The sequence below is a fragment of the Pseudoalteromonas sp. MSK9-3 genome (assembly GCF_003590335.1).
Taxonomy (GTDB): domain Bacteria; phylum Pseudomonadota; class Gammaproteobacteria; order Enterobacterales; family Alteromonadaceae; genus Pseudoalteromonas.
In genome coordinates this window covers 100,245-117,459 of sequence record NZ_MIET01000023.1, presented here as the reverse complement: position 1 = coordinate 117,459, position 17,215 = coordinate 100,245, and the positions used below count along the sequence as shown (strand labels likewise).

Annotated in this window: 15 protein-coding genes; all 15 read right to left on the bottom strand. The window is 43.8% G+C overall.

From position 1 onward, the window contains the following. Positions 1–16: 16 nt before the first annotated feature. Positions 17–928 (bottom strand): UDP-3-O-acyl-N-acetylglucosamine deacetylase, encoded by a 912-nt coding sequence (gene lpxC / locus BGP78_RS08430; RefSeq protein WP_119860984.1) that lies wholly within the window; start codon positions 926–928, stop codon positions 17–19. An 84-nt stretch (positions 929–1,012) separates the two neighbouring features. Further along, entirely contained in the window at positions 1,013–2,245 is a 1,233-nt protein-coding gene (ftsZ, locus tag BGP78_RS08425) for a cell division protein FtsZ (protein ID WP_119860983.1), read from the bottom strand. Positions 2,246–2,266: 21 nt separating this feature from the next. Next, complete coding sequence (ftsA, locus tag BGP78_RS08420) at positions 2,267–3,499, bottom strand: cell division protein FtsA (RefSeq protein WP_010361411.1); 1,233 nt, start codon at positions 3,497–3,499, stop codon at positions 2,267–2,269. Continuing rightward, on the bottom strand, positions 3,496–4,275 hold the full coding sequence (locus BGP78_RS08415) for a cell division protein FtsQ/DivIB (protein WP_119860982.1): 780 nt from the start codon (positions 4,273–4,275) through the stop codon (positions 3,496–3,498). Before BGP78_RS08415 ends, ftsA begins: the two co-directional genes overlap by 4 nt. Before the next feature lies 1 nt (position 4,276). Beyond that, entirely contained in the window at positions 4,277–5,185 is a 909-nt protein-coding gene (locus BGP78_RS08410; protein WP_119860981.1) for a D-alanine--D-alanine ligase, read from the bottom strand. After that, positions 5,182–6,636, bottom strand: coding sequence for a UDP-N-acetylmuramate--L-alanine ligase (gene murC / locus BGP78_RS08405; protein WP_119860980.1), 1,455 nt, complete (start codon positions 6,634–6,636; stop codon positions 5,182–5,184). The genes BGP78_RS08410 and murC overlap by 4 nt, the downstream gene beginning before the upstream one ends. A gap of 16 nt (positions 6,637–6,652) precedes the next feature. Next, a complete protein-coding gene (murG, locus tag BGP78_RS08400; RefSeq protein ID WP_119860979.1) occupies positions 6,653–7,717 on the bottom strand; it encodes an undecaprenyldiphospho-muramoylpentapeptide beta-N-acetylglucosaminyltransferase in 1,065 nt (354 codons plus the stop codon). Continuing rightward, positions 7,714–8,889: a cell division protein FtsW gene (gene ftsW / locus BGP78_RS08395; protein WP_119860978.1), complete on the bottom strand. Its 1,176-nt coding sequence runs from the start codon at positions 8,887–8,889 to the stop codon at positions 7,714–7,716. Before ftsW ends, murG begins: the two co-directional genes overlap by 4 nt. Further along, positions 8,886–10,211, bottom strand: a complete 1,326-nt coding sequence (murD, locus tag BGP78_RS08390) for a UDP-N-acetylmuramoyl-L-alanine--D-glutamate ligase (RefSeq protein ID WP_119860977.1) — start codon at positions 10,209–10,211, stop codon at positions 8,886–8,888. Before murD ends, ftsW begins: the two co-directional genes overlap by 4 nt. Next, positions 10,212–11,294, bottom strand: coding sequence for a phospho-N-acetylmuramoyl-pentapeptide-transferase (mraY, locus tag BGP78_RS08385; RefSeq protein ID WP_119860976.1), 1,083 nt, complete (start codon positions 11,292–11,294; stop codon positions 10,212–10,214). After that, the gene (murF, locus tag BGP78_RS08380; protein ID WP_119860975.1) at positions 11,288–12,679 is read right to left on the bottom strand and encodes a UDP-N-acetylmuramoyl-tripeptide--D-alanyl-D-alanine ligase; all 1,392 of its coding nucleotides are present in this window, start codon (positions 12,677–12,679) and stop codon (positions 11,288–11,290) included. The genes mraY and murF overlap by 7 nt, the downstream gene beginning before the upstream one ends. Continuing rightward, positions 12,676–14,139 (bottom strand): UDP-N-acetylmuramoyl-L-alanyl-D-glutamate--2,6-diaminopimelate ligase, encoded by a 1,464-nt coding sequence (locus tag BGP78_RS08375; protein ID WP_119860974.1) that lies wholly within the window; start codon positions 14,137–14,139, stop codon positions 12,676–12,678. Before BGP78_RS08375 ends, murF begins: the two co-directional genes overlap by 4 nt. Then, positions 14,132–15,946, bottom strand: coding sequence for a penicillin-binding transpeptidase domain-containing protein (locus tag BGP78_RS08370; RefSeq protein WP_119860973.1), 1,815 nt, complete (start codon positions 15,944–15,946; stop codon positions 14,132–14,134). The genes BGP78_RS08375 and BGP78_RS08370 overlap by 8 nt, the downstream gene beginning before the upstream one ends. Continuing rightward, the gene (ftsL, locus tag BGP78_RS08365) at positions 15,943–16,266 is read right to left on the bottom strand and encodes a cell division protein FtsL (RefSeq protein WP_010361400.1); all 324 of its coding nucleotides are present in this window, start codon (positions 16,264–16,266) and stop codon (positions 15,943–15,945) included. The genes BGP78_RS08370 and ftsL overlap by 4 nt, the downstream gene beginning before the upstream one ends. After that, on the bottom strand, positions 16,266–17,201 hold the full coding sequence (rsmH, locus tag BGP78_RS08360; protein ID WP_119860972.1) for a 16S rRNA (cytosine(1402)-N(4))-methyltransferase RsmH: 936 nt from the start codon (positions 17,199–17,201) through the stop codon (positions 16,266–16,268). Before rsmH ends, ftsL begins: the two co-directional genes overlap by 1 nt. Between the last annotated feature and the right edge of the window lie 14 nt (positions 17,202–17,215).

Here is a 17,215-nt window from a genome sequence, read left to right as displayed (position 1 = left end):
TAGAATTTTTTTCCGTTCATGCAGTGGTCACTTCCATACCAGGTGCTGGCATGCTAATAGGCTCTTCAAAGGTAGCCCATTCCCACGCGGTTTCTGATGCCATAATCTCACGTAACAGCTTATTATTAAGGCCATGACCTGACTTGTAGCAAGTGATTTTACCTAAAATGTTATGGCCAGCCATAAACATATCACCAACACAATCGAGTATTTTATGCTTCACAAATTCATCTGAATAGCGCAGCCCGTTTGGATTTAATACTTTATATTCATCCAATACAACCGCGTTATCCATACTACCGCCCAGCGCTAGATTATTGGCATGCATGTATTCGATGTCTTTCATAAACCCAAAGGTGCGTGCTCTACTAATTTCTTCAGTAAAACTTTGCGCTGTAATATCAAGGCCTATACGCTGACGACTGTCATTAATTGCTGGGTGGTCAAACGCAATTTCAAAGTCAATATGGAAACCATCATAAGGGGTGATCTCAGCCCACTTATCACCGTCTTCCACACGGACCTTTTCTTTGATACGAATAAAACGCTTCGCGACGTTTTGCTCTTTAATGCCGCCTTTTTGCAATAAATAAATAAACGGTAATGCACTCCCGTCCATTATCGGCACTTCAGCACTGTCTAACTCTACCACTAGGTTATCAATACCCAGTGCAGCAACAGCCGCGATCAAATGCTCAGTAGTCGAAAGACGAATTCCGTCTTTGTTTGTTAAACACGTACATAATTGCGTATCACCAACAGCATCAGGTGTGGTTTCAAAATCCACCACAGGGTCAAGATCAACGCGGCGAAATACCACTCCGGTATTTTCGCTCGCGGGTCGGAGAGTGATCGTAACTTTTTCACCCTTGTGAAGCCCGACACCTGTTGCTTTAACAACTTCAGCAATTGTACGTTGTTTAATCATAGCTTCGCCTACTTCAAATTACACTTAGACGGAGGATTGTATCACAGATACGACCACCTGCCAATTGTTTAATTAACAGCCAGTTTAGTCTGACTGTTTGCGTAAAAATGCAGGGATGTCAAAGTAATCCCCTTTCTCTTTGTCCTGCTCAGCAGGTTTCGCTGTAGCTTGACTTTCTGGCGCAGGCACATTGCTCGTTTGTGCTGTACTTACAGTACTCGGTGCCGTTTCTTGTGCCGCGTCTGACTGTGTAAAGCTCGGTACAAACATCCCTGCAGATTGACTGGTTGCAGTACTTGCTGTGTCGCCACCCGCAGCTTTTTTAAAGCCATTATCTACAATACCAAACTGAGGTCTGCGCTCACCACCCAGACCTGTCGCAACCACAGTCACTCGTAGTTCGTCGCTCATTTCAGGATCAATGACAGCACCCACAACAACCGTTGCGTTTTCTGATGCCAAAGCCTTTACATGATTACCGACAATCTCAAATTCTTCTATAGTGATATCCATACCCGCTGTGATATTAACCAAGATACCTTTTGCACCTGTTAAATCAACATCTTCTAATAATGGGCTTGAAATAGCTGCTTCAGCGGCTTCTTGAGCACGATCTGGACCAGACGCAGAAGCTGTTCCCATCATTGCGGTACCCATTGCTGACATAACTGTTCTTACGTCGGCGAAATCCACATTGATCAATCCTGAACGCGTTATTAATTCAGCAATACCTTGCACCGCACCGTAAAGTACGTCATTTGCCTTTGCAAAGGCATCTAGTAATGTAGTGCCTTTACCTAATACTTTCAGTAATTTATTGTTTGGAATTGTAATGAGTGAATCTACAATTTCTGACAATTCACCAATACCTTGATCCGCAGCAGCCATACGCTTTTTGCCTTCAAGATCAAAAGGTCGAGTCACTACCGCAACCGTTAAAATACCAAGCTCTTTGGCTACGCGAGCAACAACAGGTGCTGCACCTGTACCTGTACCACCGCCCATACCAGCAGCAATAAAGATCATATCAGCACCTTCTAATGCTGTTTTAATCGTTTCGATGTCTTCTTCAGCAGATTTACGACCCACTTCAGGGTTCGCACCTGCACCTAAACCAGAAGTGATCTGTGTACCAAGCTGCACTGTAATATCTGCAGATGATTTACGTAATGCTTGTGCATCCGTATTCGCAGCAACAAATCGCACACCTTCGATCTCTTGTTTAACCATGTGCTCAACGGCATTACCACCACCGCCACCTACACCAATAACTTTAATAACAGCTTCTTCGCTGTGTTGTTCCATTATATCAAACATCTTTCACTCTCCGACTTGAGCTTAAAACTCGCCTTGGAACCATTTTGTAACGCGGTTCCACCAATTTCCTTCCGACTCTGATTTCGACTTCTGTGCATTCATCGACTGCAGAGTACGGCCATATTGTAACAAACCTACTGCGGTTGCGTATGCAGGATCGTTCACATAATCTGTTAATCCAGTAATTCCGATGGGTTTTCCCACTCTCACTGGCATTTGGCAAATATCTTCGGCCACTTCTAATGCGCCGGCCATTTTACCACTCCCTCCGGTTATAACCAGTCCAGCGGCGATTTGATCTTCAAACCCTGAGCGACGTATTTCTTCCAACGTCAATTCAAGTAATTCTCTATACCGTGGTTCAACAACCTCAGAGAGAGTATGGCGTGACATTAGCCTCGCCGGTCGACCACCCACACTTGGCACTTCAATGGTTTCTTCACTACTGGCCATTTGGCTACTTGCGCAGGCATATTGCACTTTTAATGACTCAGCGTGAGATATCGGCGTACGGAATATTTTTGCAATATCACCTGTCACTTGGTTGCCTGCAACGGGGATCACTGCAGAATGGCGCAAAGCACCATTTAAATAAATGGCGATATCCATGGTGCCGCCGCCAATATCAACAACGGCAACCCCTAATTCTTTTTCATCTTCTGTCAACACTGAATAGCAAGATGCCAAGGCACTGAACGTCAACTGATCTACATTAAGACCACATCGCTCAACGCATTTTTCGATATTTTTTGCCATATCATTTGAGCACGTGATGATATGTGCTTTTGCTTCCATTCGCACACCGCTCATACCCAACGGGTTTTTTATTCCTTCTTGCATATCAATGCTATATTCTTGTGGCAATGAATGCAGCATTTTACGCTCAGCAGAAATCGGCACAGAGCGTGCAATATGGATCACATTGGCTATGTCGTCATCTGTGACTTCTGAGTTATTAATAGCAACTACGCCACTTTCGTTTTGGCATTGAATGTGTTTACCCGAGATACCAAGATAAACTGAACTAATACGGCAATCTGCCATCAATTCAGCTTCATCAATTGCACGACGAATTGACTCAGAAACCAAGTTCAAATCATTCACGCCACCTTTGTCCATACCGTGAGAGACTTGGTTACCGACACCCACAATACTAAGCTGATTATCTGCGGTGATCTCACCCACAGTTGCTACCACTTTAGAGGTACCAACATCGAGCCCTATCACTAAGTTTCTTTCTGCTGACTTCGTCATGCTTTACTCTTATTTTGTTGTGCTTCAACTTGCGGATACTTCCAGCTCACCGCAAGCCCTGTGTCGTAGCGTAAATCTATCGCGTCAATTAACGCACCTTCCGGCCTTTGCATTTGCGGATATACATCAATAAAACGCTGTACTCGCTTTGCTTTTTCTTCGCGCCCTAAATTTAAGCGCATGCCATTGTCTAACCACAACTGCCATGCAAATCGCTCTGATAAAGCCAAGCTGACTAAATGAAATTGATTAACTTCCAGCATGGCCTTCAACTGCAAAAAAGTTTGCCATGCCTCTGTTTCACTGCCTTCAGGGCCATATAATTGCGGCAATTTATTGGTTAAACTTTCATTTGGCGCTTGAAAAACCTCACCTTCTTCATTCAATAATAAGTCGCTATTCCATATTGCCACGGGTTGGTGTTCAACCACATATACATGCAGTTGATCTGGCCACTGCTTACGCACCGATACACTCGCAACCCAAGGCAGTGACATAACCGACTGCTGAACCGCTTTTACATCCAGTTCAAAATAACTACTTAAATCAACTCGTTTAATGGCAGATATAATTTCTTGCTCACTACTGTAATAAGGTTGACCTAATACGGTTAACTTTTTTAACTGAGCATCTTGGTGCTCTACTAGCCAATCACTGACCCAAAATGTGCTCTTTGTCAGTGATATAATGACAGCAATGAAAAAACCAACACCAAATATAAAAGACCAATTGCATCTTTTATTTAGTATTTGGACTTTTTCAAAAAGCGCACGCATCTTAAAGCGTTTGCTCCAAAATGCGAACAACTAATTGCTCAAAACTCACACCTTGTGCCTTGGCTGCCATTGGCACCAAAGACTTTTCGGTCATGCCCGGAACCGTATTCACTTCAAGTAAATAAAATTGGCCATGCTCATCTTGCATCGCATCAACTCGACCCCAGCCTGTAGCACCAACCAGTTCAAACGCATGTTTCGCCATGATCTGTAGCTGTGCTGTATGTGCTTCACTTATCTCTGCCGGGCAATAATATTCTGTGCTATTAACCTGATATTTCGCTTCATAATCATAAAAACCACGCGGCGTTTTCATCTCTATCACAGGTAAAGCCTTGTCTGCGAGCATAGCCACAGTAAATTCCCGACCAGTGACCCATTGCTCAATGAGTACTTCATCATCAAATGCAAATGCTGCGGTAAGTGCATCAGTTAACTCTTGTGCCGTACTGGCTTGCGCCATACCAATACTTGAGCCTTCATGGCTTGGTTTAACCATGACTTTACCAAAATCGGCAATGATTGCTGCGGCATCAAAGCCCTCTTTTGCATTCGCAACCGTATACGCTGCGGTACTCAGCTGCGCTGCGCGAAATAAGTGCTTACTGCGAATTTTATCCATAGCCAGCGCACTGCCCAAAACCTGACTGCCAGTATAAGGTAATGACATAAACTCAAGTGCCCCTTGAATCGTACCATCTTCACCACCTCGGCCGTGTAGCGCAATAAACACCCGGTCGACATTAAGCGTATTAAGCTCAAGGATATTGCGCTGCGCAGGGTCAAAAGCAAAAGCATCTATGCCGGCCTTGATCAATCCATTAAGCACTGCTGCACCAGATTTTAATGACACTTCACGCTCTGCAGAGTTTCCGCCTAACAAAACGGCGACTTTACCAAACTGCTTCATGCATCACCTTGCTTTAACGTATTAATCGACATATTTGTCGCCGCTATTTTTTTCACTATTTGACCTATATTTCCCGCACCCTGGGTGATCACTAAATCATTATCTGCCAGCGTATCGGCCAAAATACCAAATAACTCATCTTGGTTTGCAACATGAATGGGCTCTATCCCTCTTTGGCGCAAGCTGCGGCACAAGCTTTTACTATCCGCGCCAACAATGGGACTTTCACCCGCACTATATACATCTAATAAGATTAACTGATCAACTTCAGCTAACACTTTCACAAAGTCTTCATATAAGTCTCGGGTACGAGTGAATCTATGCGGCTGATAAATCATCACTAAGCGCTTATCTTGCCAACCAGCTCTCGCAGCTTCAATGGTCACTTGAACCTCTGATGGATGATGCCCGTAATCATCGACTAACATCACCGCACCACATTCATTTTCAAATTCGCCATAGTGTTGAAAACGACGTCCAATTCCTTCAAATTCAGCCAAAGCCTTTAAAATAAAGTGGTTTTCAATATCATGATCTTTGGCAACCGCAATCGCAGCGGTAGCATTGAGTGCGTTATGCCTACCAGGCATGTTTAACTCCACGTCAATACATTCACCTTGTTTGGTGGTCACAGAGAACTTGCTGCTATTCACTGACTGAGTAAAATTCACCATTTTATAATCAGCCGCAGCGGCCTCTCCATAGGTGATCGTAGGACGAGCAAAGCGCGGAATTAACTCAAGTGCGACAGGTGAGTCTATACACACAACAGCTAAACCATGAAAAGGCAGATTATGAACAAACTCAACATACGTGTCTTTTAACTTTTCAAAATCACCACCGTAAGTATCCATATGATCCGCTTCAACATTCGTAATTACTGACACCATGGGCTGTAAATGTAAGAATGATGCATCACTTTCATCTGCCTCAGCGATCAGTACATCACTTTTCCCCAACTTAGCGTTGGTACCGGCACTATTTAATAAGCCACCAATCACAAAAGTCGGATCTAATTGAGCTTGTGCAAAAATACTGGCAATTAAGCTCGTGGTCGTGGTTTTACCATGTGTACCTGCCACAGCAATACCATGGCGAAAACGCATTAGCTCAGCAAGCATTTCAGCACGCCTAACAACTGGAGTTCTTGCCGCCTTAGCAGCAATGATCTCTGGATTAGTTTCATCAATTGCCGTTGATACAACTACCACATCAGCATCTTTTACATTACTTTCATGATGTCCAATAAATACTTCGGCACCCGCCTTTATGAGTCGCTCTGTCATCGCATTATTGGCAATGTCTGAACCGGTAATTCGATAGCCTTCAAACGCAAGTACTTCAGCAATTCCACCCATACCAGCACCACCAATACCAATAAAGTGAATGGTGTTAATTCTTCTCATCGCTCGGCGTTTACTTGATTCTTTCACTACACACTCTTTAATCATTTATTTATTCAATACACTATCGGCTTATCTGTGCACATACTTGGGCAACTGAACGTGTTGCATCTAATCTGGCTAAACTTTTGGCTTTCACTGCTATCTCAGTGATAAGCTCCGGCTGCAACATAAATGGCCGTAATAAGTCGACAATGGCGTCTAATTCAAATTGGGATTGCGGCATGATCAATGCTGCTTTATCTTTTACTAAATAATCAGCATTCGCAGTTTGATGATCATCAACAGCATGCGGATAAGGCACAAACAAGGCCATTTTCCCCGCAGCAGCAATTTCACTCACCGTAAGTGCACCAGAACGGCAAATCACGATATCAGCCCACGCATATGCTTTATCCATGTCATTAATAAAGTCGCTAACAGAGGCCTGTACACCCAAATCGAGATAACGCTTATCCAAGTGTTCACTTTGACCTTTTCCGCTTTGATGCCTCACAGCCAAGGGCACTTCAACGTCGCTTTGCAACTTCGCGAATACCTCTGGTAGTGTGTCGTTCAACACTTTTGCACCTAACGAGCCACCAACAATTAAGCAGTTGATCGTTTGCTTTGTCTGCTTAGGCTGTAAGAGGGCAACCGATTCACGTACCGGATTACCAACAACCTGGAAACGTTTATCAGAAAAAGCGCTTGGAAAAGCGCCCAATACCGCATTGGCTACTTTCGCCAATAAACGATTACTCATACCTGCCACTGCATTTTGTTCGTGGATCACCAAAGGAACAGACGACAACTTAGCTGCAATACCTACCGGCCCTGTAACATAGCCGCCCATCGCCAAAATTACATTGGGCTTGCGGCGTTTTATAATTTTTCTTGCTGCAAGTATGGCCTTTAACACCGTCACTGGGGCTGTAATTAACCTTTTTATGCCATTACCACGCACACCTTGAACATGAATAAAGTCAATATCGATATTGTGCTTTGGTACGACCTCAGACTCCATACGATCGGGCGTTCCTATCCATGATACATCCCAACCTTGTGATTTAAGATCATTTGCAACGGCGATCCCGGGAAATATATGCCCCCCAGTTCCCCCTGCAACGACTAATAAACGTTTGTTCATCGCTTCCCACCTCGCGACGTTGCTTGTTTAGTCGACATCTTTGTTTCAAAGTCAACTCGCTGCAACACACCAGCAGCAACAATCATCACTAACAAACTGGAACCCCCATAAGATACAAATGGCAATGTTAACCCTTTCGTCGGCAGTATTCCGGCACTCGCACCAATATTTACCATGGTTTGAAAAGCAAACCATATCCCTATCGCAAGGGCAAAGTAACCTTCGTATTCTTTACCGTGCTTCAGCGCTTTTTGACCAATAAGAAGCGCTCTAAACACTAGGCACCCTAATAGCAGAATAATACTGACCACTCCGATAAAGCCGAGTTCTTCAGCTATTACCGCAAAAATAAAATCATTATGGGCTTCTGGCAGATACTGTAATTTCTGTACGCTGTTGCCTAGACCTTGTCCAAACCAACCACCTTGCCCATAAGCCATAAGTGACTGAACTAATTGGTAGCCCTTGCCAAAAGGGTCATCCCATGGTTCTAAAAACCCCACAACGCGCGCCATACGATATGGCTCAAAAATAATAAGTAACACCACTAAAAAAATACCCGTTAGGATCAAGGCAAAAAACTGCCATAATTTAGCGCCCGCCAGAAAAAGTAAACCCACAGTGGTCACAAACATCACCACCACAGTGCCTAAATCGGGCTGCATTAAGATAAGGAAAGCATAAACAGCAAACACCGCAATCGGTTTTGCAAACCCCTTTAGGTTCTCTTGTACTTCTTCTTTTTTACGCACCAAATAACCAGCGATATAACTGAAAAAGAATAACTTCGCTAGCTCAGCCGCTTGCACGCCAACTGGACCAACAGGGATCCAACGTTTTGAGCCATTAACTTCACGACCAACCAGTAGCACTAAAATGAGTAGCCCAAAGCCAAGTAACAGTAAATAAGGGTTACATCGTTTCCACCATGCCATAGGCGCACTTGTGCTGGCCCAAAACAAAAAGAGCCCCATCCCTAAGAACATGCCATGGCGGATACTAATATGGTAAGGGTTGTTAAATAACCGCTCAGCAACTGGCATAGACGCACTCGTTACCATAACAAAGCCGACGCCAATCAAACACAGCATACAGTAGAATAAAGGCACATCGAATAACGCATCAGATTGACGAGGCGTTAAAGTCAGCTTGAGCTGAGCGAAGCTGGTCACCCTTCTAGCTCCGCAACCAATTTACAAAAAGCTTCACCACGCACCATATAATTGGCATACATATCAATACTTGCACACGCAGGGGCAAGTAAGACACTATCGCCATTACATGATAATGCCGCCGCCTGTTGCACTGCTGCATCTAAATTGTCTACTAAAAAAGCCTGTTCATGCAGAGCTACAAACTGCTCTCCATCTTGACCAAAACAAAAAATTGCTTTGCAATAGCGTTGGAGTGGTGCAATTAAAGGCTGTAAATCAGCGCCTTTTGCATCACCACCAAGAATGAGTAAAATTTTGCCTTGCTCACGCGCTAGGCTTTCTAATGCGGCAACCGTTGCACCGACATTGGTTGCTTTAGAATCGTTGAAATACCTAACGCCTTGAAATTCAGCGACCAACTGACAGCGATGTTCAAGCCCTTTAAATGACTTAAATGCGTGTTTAAAACTCTCTAGTGGTAGATTAAAAGGCGCTAGTAATGCCATCACTGCTAAGGCATTAAACTGATTATGTCGGCCAACAACACGCAACGAGTCCACAGGCAGCAAGACCTCATCATGAGCAGCAAAATACGCGGTATCATTGTCAGTCAACACCCGATAATCCCCCGAATCAACTGACACGCTTATTCCTTGTTTACTATCAGAAAAAGTATGTTCATCATCCGCATTAAACACTAACTGCTCTACATGTTTATAAATCCGTTGTTTGGCCGCGCAGTACCCTGCAAAATCAGGGTACCTATCCATATGATCTTCGGTAACATTCAAGATCATCGCCGAGCGACACACTAAACTTTCTGTGGTCTCTAATTGAAAGCTTGATAACTCTAAGACATAAACATCATAGGGCTCATCAAGTAATGCCAAAACGGATGTGCCAATATTGCCACCTAGCCCAACTTTTAATCCAGCGGCTTTACACACCTCAGTAGCAAGGCTCACCACTGTTGATTTACCATTTGACCCTGTTACTGCAACAACCGGCGTGGTATTTAAGCGTGCAAATACCTCAATGTCCCCAATGACTTCGACCCCTTTAGCAATTGCGTGCGCAACACTGCTTTCATACAGGGCGATACCTGGGCTAATGATCACCATCTCGGCATAAGATAAGCCAGCTTCCGCTAATGGACCAAACACAGCCTCACATTCTGGGGCATTATCTGCTAACCAGTCGGCGCCAGGTGGAACTGCACGACTATCAACCACTTTAGGCACAATCTGATGCGACAATAAAAAACGCACAATGCCCAGACCGGTTACACCGAGTCCGAGCACTGTTATCTTTTTATTTTTAAGCGCTTCTAAATATTGCATTTATCTGATCTTTAACGTCGCTAATCCAGCTAAAACTAAAATAATAGAAATGATCCAAAACCTGACTATCACTCTAGGCTCTGGCCAACCCTTTAGTTCATAGTGATGATGAATCGGTGCCATTCTAAAAATGCGCTGCCCTCGTAATTTATAAGAACCAACTTGTAAAATAACCGAAAGAGCTTCCATCACAAAAACACCGCCCATGATAAGTAACACCAGCTCTTGGCGTACTAAAATAGCAATGATCCCTAAAGCCCCCCCTAAAGCTAACGAGCCGACATCGCCCATAAAAACTTGTGCAGGATACGTGTTAAACCATAAAAAGCCTAAGCCAGCTCCAACAATGGCTGTACACACAACCACTAATTCAGATGCCAAGGGTATATGAGGAATATGGAGGTAATTTGAAAAGTTCACGTTGCCAGTAACATACGCAATAATTGCCAGTGCCGCCGCAACTAAAATGGTTGGCACAATAGCTAAACCATCCAAACCATCCGTTAGATTCACCGCATTTGACGTACCAACAATGACAAAGTAGCTCATCACCAAATAGAACAAACCTAACTGAGGCATCACATCTTTTAAAAATGGTACGACTAAGACAGTTTCTGATGCAGAATGAGAAGTAAAATACATCAAACTGGCAACACTGATTGCAATAACAGACTGCCAAAAGTACTTCCAACGTGCGATCAGGCCCTTACTGTCTTTTCGGATCACCTTACGGTAATCATCTACAAAGCCAACAATGCCTAAACTACCAATCACAAATAGGGTGACCCACACATATTTATTATCCAAATCCCCCCACATCAACGTACTCACAAAGATGGCTGCTAAAATGAGTAACCCACCCATGGTGGGTGTGCCTGACTTAGATAAGTGAGATTCAGGACCATCATCTCGTATTGTTTGTCCTATTTGCATACGTTGCAATGCACGTATTAACTTGGGTCCAAAATATAATGATATAAATAATGCCGTTAAAATACCTAAAATAGCGCGCAAGGTTAAATATGAAAAAACATTAAAACCACTATAATATTGGGTTAAATACTCAGCTAACCAAACTAACATACTGATGCTCCATCAGTGCCTGTTTCACGGCCACTGTCGACTAAATCTGCTACTAATAATTCCATACGAGAACTGCGCGATCCTTTTACTACCACAGTACAATGCCCTAACTGCTTAGAAAGGCTTAACTTTACAGCTTCTAATAAATGCTCTCTTGTTGAAAAGTGTTGCCCTGACTGCTCAAATACATCACTGGCATAACGGCTTAATACCCCTAAGGTAAATAGCTCGTCAATGCCTTTCTCACGCGCATACTCTCCAACTTCTTCATGATATTCTCGTGCTTGCTCACCAAGCTCCCCCATATCGCCTAACGCAAAGATATGGTGTCCCGGCATCTTAGTTAAAAGATCAATTGCAGCCTTTACTGATCTAACGTTCGCGTTGTACGTATCATCAACCACCGTCAATGATTCATGTACCTTAATTAAATTTACTCGGCCTTTTGGAGCGTTCATTTGTGACACTCCCTCGGCTACATCCTGTAAGCTTGCACCTAATTGCGTGGTTAATGCAGCGCAAATAAGCGTATTCATCACATTGTGCTCACCGGGTAATGGCAATGATACCGAAACTCGCTCATTCTCAGTGCATAATTCGAAACTGGCGTACGCCATGTGATCGAGTACAACGTTTTCAACCCAAATGTCTAACTTTTCTGTTAGAGAAAAGCGCACTTGCGATTTATCGCCCAACCCACTTTGCCACATACCAGCAAATTCACTATCGCTGTTAATAACCGCTACACCGCTGGCTTTTAATCCAGAAAAGATCTCGCCTTTCGCTTGGCCAACTCCCTCAATTGAGCCAAACCCTTCAATATGCGCTGGCGCAACATTGCATACCACTGCAACATCAGGTTGTGTTAATGCGGCTGTATACGCAATCTCACCGATATGATTAGCCCCTAATTCAATCACCGCATACTCATGATGCTCTTCTAATCTCATTAAGGTTAAAGGGACACCAATATCATTGTTAAAATTGCCGTTAGTTGCGAGTACATGACCTCTGCGAGCAAGCACTGCTGCGCACATTTCCTTTACCGTCGTTTTGCCAACACTGCCTGTTATCGCGATAGTTTTTGGCGCAACTTGGGCCATGATCGCTTTACCGATTTCGCCCAATGCTAAACGAGTGTCTCCTACGACAAATTGCGGAATATCACAATCAACTTTGCTCTCAACAATTGCTGCAATGGCCCCTCTTTCTTGTGCCTGTTGGACGAACTTGTGACCATCAAAATTAGGGCCCTTGAGTGCAAGAAACACCTCATTTGTTGTTATTGTTCTTGTATCGGTATTAATATTACCGACCAGTCTACTTTCCCCATTAAAAGAGGTATTTAGTACATCAGCAAGCCAAGTGAAATCCACTTTGATCATGCTCCTTTCCCCTCTAAAATTGTTTTAACCCATTGTCTATCGCAAAATGCGATACGCTGCTGACCGATGATCTGGTAATCTTCATGACCTTTACCGGCGATGAGAATAACGCTGTTATTCGGTGACTGCTCAATCGCATATTTAATTGCTAATGCACGATCTGATTGGCAGTAAGCATACTGAGGTTGACTGAGCCCAGCCTTAACATCTGCAATGATTTTGTCTGGATCTTCGCTACGCGGGTTATCACTGGTGATAATCACTTTATTGGCATATTTTTCTGCCGCTTGTGCCATTAATGCCCGTTTGCCAACATCCCGATCACCACCACATCCAAAAACACAAACCACATTACCGGGAACATGCTGTTGCAATGCTTTTAACGCTAATTCCAGCGCATCTGGTGTATGGGCATAATCTACAACGCAGGTCGGTTTGTTTACGGTAAACGTCGCCTCCATTCGCCCTGCAACGGGCTTTAGCTTACTAGCCGCTCGTAGCAGTGCTTTCAGGTCATAACCTAACATCAATAAGGTCGCTAATGACGCCGCTAAATTGTATAAATTAAATAAGCCAAATAGTGGCAATTCAACGTCTTTATCGCCCCAACTGGTATGAATTTTTGCACGAATGCCATATTGAGAGCAGTGCACGTCATCAAACCAAACATACTGACTAAAATTGTGCTGTGCTGGCTTCAAACCATACACAACTAAATGATCGAAGGTGTGTTCATCCAACCACTGCAGTGCATATTCATCATCAATATTCAGTACACTGACTCTTGGATGGCACGTCTTAAAAAGCTTAAGTTTCGCATTTGCATACGCTTGCATGGAACCATGATAATCTAGATGGTCACGCGAAAGGTTTGTAAAAACGGCAGCTTCAAATCGACTCTGGCCTACTCTATCTTGCTCTAAACCGTGAGACGATACTTCCATTGCAACGAGTTGCGCCGTTTCTCTTAACGTTGCCAAAATACGCTGTAAGTCAATCGAGGATGGCGTGGTATTCGCTAAAGGCGTTAATTGCTCAACAGGCCCATAACCCAAGGTACCAATCACCGCGGATGGGGTATCACATAGTTGCGCTAAATTAGCAATCATCGCTGTGGTGGTTGACTTGCCGTTAGTCCCTGTTACCCCCACCAATTTCATTTGTTCACTGGGCCGCCCATAAAAATCAGCCGCAATGTGCGCTATGCGCTTTTTAAGATCCGTGACTTTAATAACACGGCTATCTTCTGGCAACACATCACTTTCTCTGTCAACCAAAACACATTTTGCACCTTGTTCAAATGCTGCATGCACATATTTCTCACCATTTTGAATATGGCCTCGCAGCGCAATAAAAGCATCTCCAGGCTGAATTTCTCGACTGTCTATGCGTAAGTGCTCAACGAACAGAGTCGAACATGTAACGCCTAACGGGGTGAGTATATTTGCGAGATCACGCATCGTTCTTACCCTCCGATACGCGTGCTACACGGCCTTTATCTGGTGCAACATTGAGAATACGTAATGAGTTTGACATGATCTCTGCAAAAGCGGGGCCTGATGTTTGACCCCCATAATAAATATCATCACCAGGCTCATTCACCATAACAACAACGGCAAGCCTAGGATCACTTGCTGGTGCAACACCCGCAAAGTAGCCAACATATTCATCCCCATAGCCACCAGCAACCGCTTTTTTTGATGTACCTGTTTTTCCAGCAGCACGGTAGCCATCCACTTTTACATTGGCCGCAGTGCCCTCTTTTTCAAACACAGATTCCATCATAGCAACGACCGCTTTTACATGTGCCTCTTCAAACACACGTTGACCGTCTTGGGGTTTTTTTTGTTTTAATATCGTTAGCGGGCGTGAAATACCGCCGGCACCAAATGTAGCGTACAAACGCGCAATTTGCGCAGTACTTGCTGACACTGCGTAGCCGTATGCTAATGTGGCAATCTCAAAATCTGACCAACGGCGATTAGGATAAAATAGTCCACTACTTTCCCCGACCATCAATGTGCCCGTGTCCTGTCCAAAACCAACTTTTTGATACAACCCAACTAAGTACTCTTTAGGTAACATCTGACTAATTTTGGCAACCCCCATGTTAGATGATACTTTCAGGATTTCTCTTAAAGACATTTCACCGTGATTACGCGTATCCTTGACCAAGCTGCCACCTAACCGCATCCAGCCAGGAAAAGTATTAATTGTATCATCCACTTCAATTGCACCGTAATTCAGCCCTGCCAATATCGCTAACGGCTTGAGTGTTGAACCAGGTTCAAATAAATCTGTGATCGCGCGGTTTCTGCGTTTATAGGGCGCCGCATCTCGCATATCATTGGGATTAAAGCTCGGACTATTTACCATTGCCAAGACTTCACCTGTCGTCACGTCCACAACCATCGCAGAACCCGATGTTGCTTTATAACTGAGCACCGCACTTTTTAATGCTTTATACGCGATGGCCTGAATTCTTAAATCAATACTGAGCTCAATATTTTCTGGCTCTACTCGCTGCTCTTCAGATAAAACTTGTACTTCTCGCCCTTGCGCATCTTTACGAATAGTGCGGCGACCTTCTGCGCCTGTTAAAGCATTTTCAAATAGTTTTTCAATGCCTTCAATGCCCACACCATCAATATTGGTGAAACCTAAAACATGCGCAGTGACTTCACCGCTAGGGTAAAATCTTTTTGATTCATCAAGTAAGTGAATACCAGGCAGCTTAAGTTGGCGAATGTAATTTGCAACTGCTGGGGTCACTTGACGCTTTAAATAAACAAAACGACGACTGGTATTCCCCCGTAGACGCGAATCTACTTTGTCATTGTCGATTTGTAATACATCAGCAAGCTCTCGCCAACGTAAATCTTGCGCGTACCATTGTATCTTCCTCTCATTCAAAGTGGCTTCGTCTAGCGCAAGTGCTTTATGGTCTTCACCATTTTTACGTGCAGCTCGAAGTACTTTTTTAGCAATCGACTTGTCTAATGCCAGAGGATCGGCATACACACTTACAACCGGAACACTTACCGCTAACTCCTTACCATTTCGGTCAAAAATCATACCACGCTGAACTGTTAACGTTTCCACGCGAACAGTCCGTTTGGCGTTTTCAGCACGGGCTTTATCTGGCTCGATGACTTGTAAATAAGCCGCTCTGGCCATTAAGGTAACAAAGACTAATACTAGCACCACACACACAAGCGCAAATCGCCAAGTGATCAGATTTACGGGAGCGTTTTTAGGTTTCATCATGGTAATACCACCACTTGCTCATCTTTGCTGGTTGGGCGTTTCATTTTAAGCTGGGTTTTGGCAACTTCTTCGATGCGGGCATGTTGCGAGTAAAACTCTTCCTCAACTAATAAGTATCGCCACTGGAGGTCAAGTTCGTCGCGCTGTTGTAGTAAGACATCCTGATCAATTAATTGTTGTCGAGCAAAATGCGTGACTTGTACCACGACCAACGCGGAGACAAAAATCAACAGCAATAGCAGAAGCGTTAGCTTATTGGCGAACAAGCCAGCTAACATTTCTGAAAACAATTTAGGTTGTCTATCTACAACTTTGTTCATTACAGCTTTTGCGCCACCCTGAGTACTGAACTTCGAGATCTCGGATTTTCGTTAATCTCTTCAATGCTTGGCTTAATCGCTTTACCTACCGCTTTTAATGTTAAATTCTGTTTAAGCTGCGCGTCGGTTAAAGGTAACCCACGAGGAAGTGCCTCTCCCTTACTTTGCTTTTTAATAAACTGCTTAACAATGCGATCTTCCAACGAATGAAAAGAAATAACAACCAGTCGTCCACCAGGCTTTAAAACATCCAAAGATGCTTGTAGAGCCGTTTGAATTTCTTCTAGTTCACTATTTATGTAAATTCGAATAGCTTGAAATGTGCGGGTTGCAGGGTGCTTATGCTTGTCTTTAACTGGAACCGCTTCATCAACTAAATCAGCAAGTTGCTTTGTAGTTAAAATAGGTGTTTCGTCACGCGTTTCTAAAATCTTATGTGCGATTCTACGACCAAACTTCTCTTCACCATACTTTTTGATAACAAACGTAATATCTTCAAGTTCAGCTTCGGCTAACCACTGCGCCGCACTGCGCCCAGATGTCGGGTCCATTCTCATATCTAATGGGCCATCTTTCATAAAACTAAAGCCACGGTCAGCATCGTCAAGTTGAGGAGACGACACGCCTATATCGAGTAGAATACCATCGACTTTACCCAACAAATCGGCATCTTGCGCCACTGTATGAATATTTGAAAATCGGGTATGTGCTATCGCAAAGCGTTTATCATCAGCAAACTTTTCTGCCGCAGCAATGGCTTGGGGATCTTGATCTATCGCTTGCAAGCGGCCTTGCTCACTTAATCGTGCAAGTATTTGGCCTGAGTGACCACCCCGTCCAAACGTCCCATCAATATAGGTGCCATTTGGATCGATATCTAATGCATCAAGTGTTTCTTGCATCAACACTGATACATGTTGAAATTGTGCAGTCATGCTCACATTTTGCC

Excerpts from the sequence above, each read along its gene's own strand:
- ftsL (WP_010361400.1), bottom strand. The coding sequence starts at position 16,266 with ATGAACAAAGTTGTAGATAGACAACCTAAATTGTTTTCAGAAATGTTA.
- murD (WP_119860977.1), bottom strand. The coding sequence starts at position 10,211 with ATGCAATATTTAGAAGCGCTTAAAAATAAAAAGATAACAGTGCTCGGA.
- rsmH (WP_119860972.1), bottom strand. The coding sequence starts at position 17,201 with ATGACTGCACAATTTCAACATGTATCAGTGTTGATGCAAGAAACACTT.
- murF (WP_119860975.1), bottom strand. The coding sequence starts at position 12,679 with ATGATCAAAGTGGATTTCACTTGGCTTGCTGATGTACTAAATACCTCT.
- BGP78_RS08375 (WP_119860974.1), bottom strand. The coding sequence starts at position 14,139 with ATGCGTGATCTCGCAAATATACTCACCCCGTTAGGCGTTACATGTTCG.
- mraY (WP_119860976.1), bottom strand. The coding sequence starts at position 11,294 with ATGTTAGTTTGGTTAGCTGAGTATTTAACCCAATATTATAGTGGTTTT.
- lpxC (WP_119860984.1), bottom strand. The coding sequence starts at position 928 with ATGATTAAACAACGTACAATTGCTGAAGTTGTTAAAGCAACAGGTGTC.
- BGP78_RS08410 (WP_119860981.1), bottom strand. The coding sequence starts at position 5,185 with ATGAAGCAGTTTGGTAAAGTCGCCGTTTTGTTAGGCGGAAACTCTGCA.
- ftsZ (WP_119860983.1), bottom strand. The coding sequence starts at position 2,245 with ATGTTTGATATAATGGAACAACACAGCGAAGAAGCTGTTATTAAAGTT.
- ftsA (WP_010361411.1), bottom strand. The coding sequence starts at position 3,499 with ATGACGAAGTCAGCAGAAAGAAACTTAGTGATAGGGCTCGATGTTGGT.
- BGP78_RS08370 (WP_119860973.1), bottom strand. The coding sequence starts at position 15,946 with ATGATGAAACCTAAAAACGCTCCCGTAAATCTGATCACTTGGCGATTT.
- BGP78_RS08415 (WP_119860982.1), bottom strand. The coding sequence starts at position 4,275 with ATGCGTGCGCTTTTTGAAAAAGTCCAAATACTAAATAAAAGATGCAAT.
- murC (WP_119860980.1), bottom strand. The coding sequence starts at position 6,636 with ATGATTAAAGAGTGTGTAGTGAAAGAATCAAGTAAACGCCGAGCGATG.
- murG (WP_119860979.1), bottom strand. The coding sequence starts at position 7,717 with ATGAACAAACGTTTATTAGTCGTTGCAGGGGGAACTGGGGGGCATATA.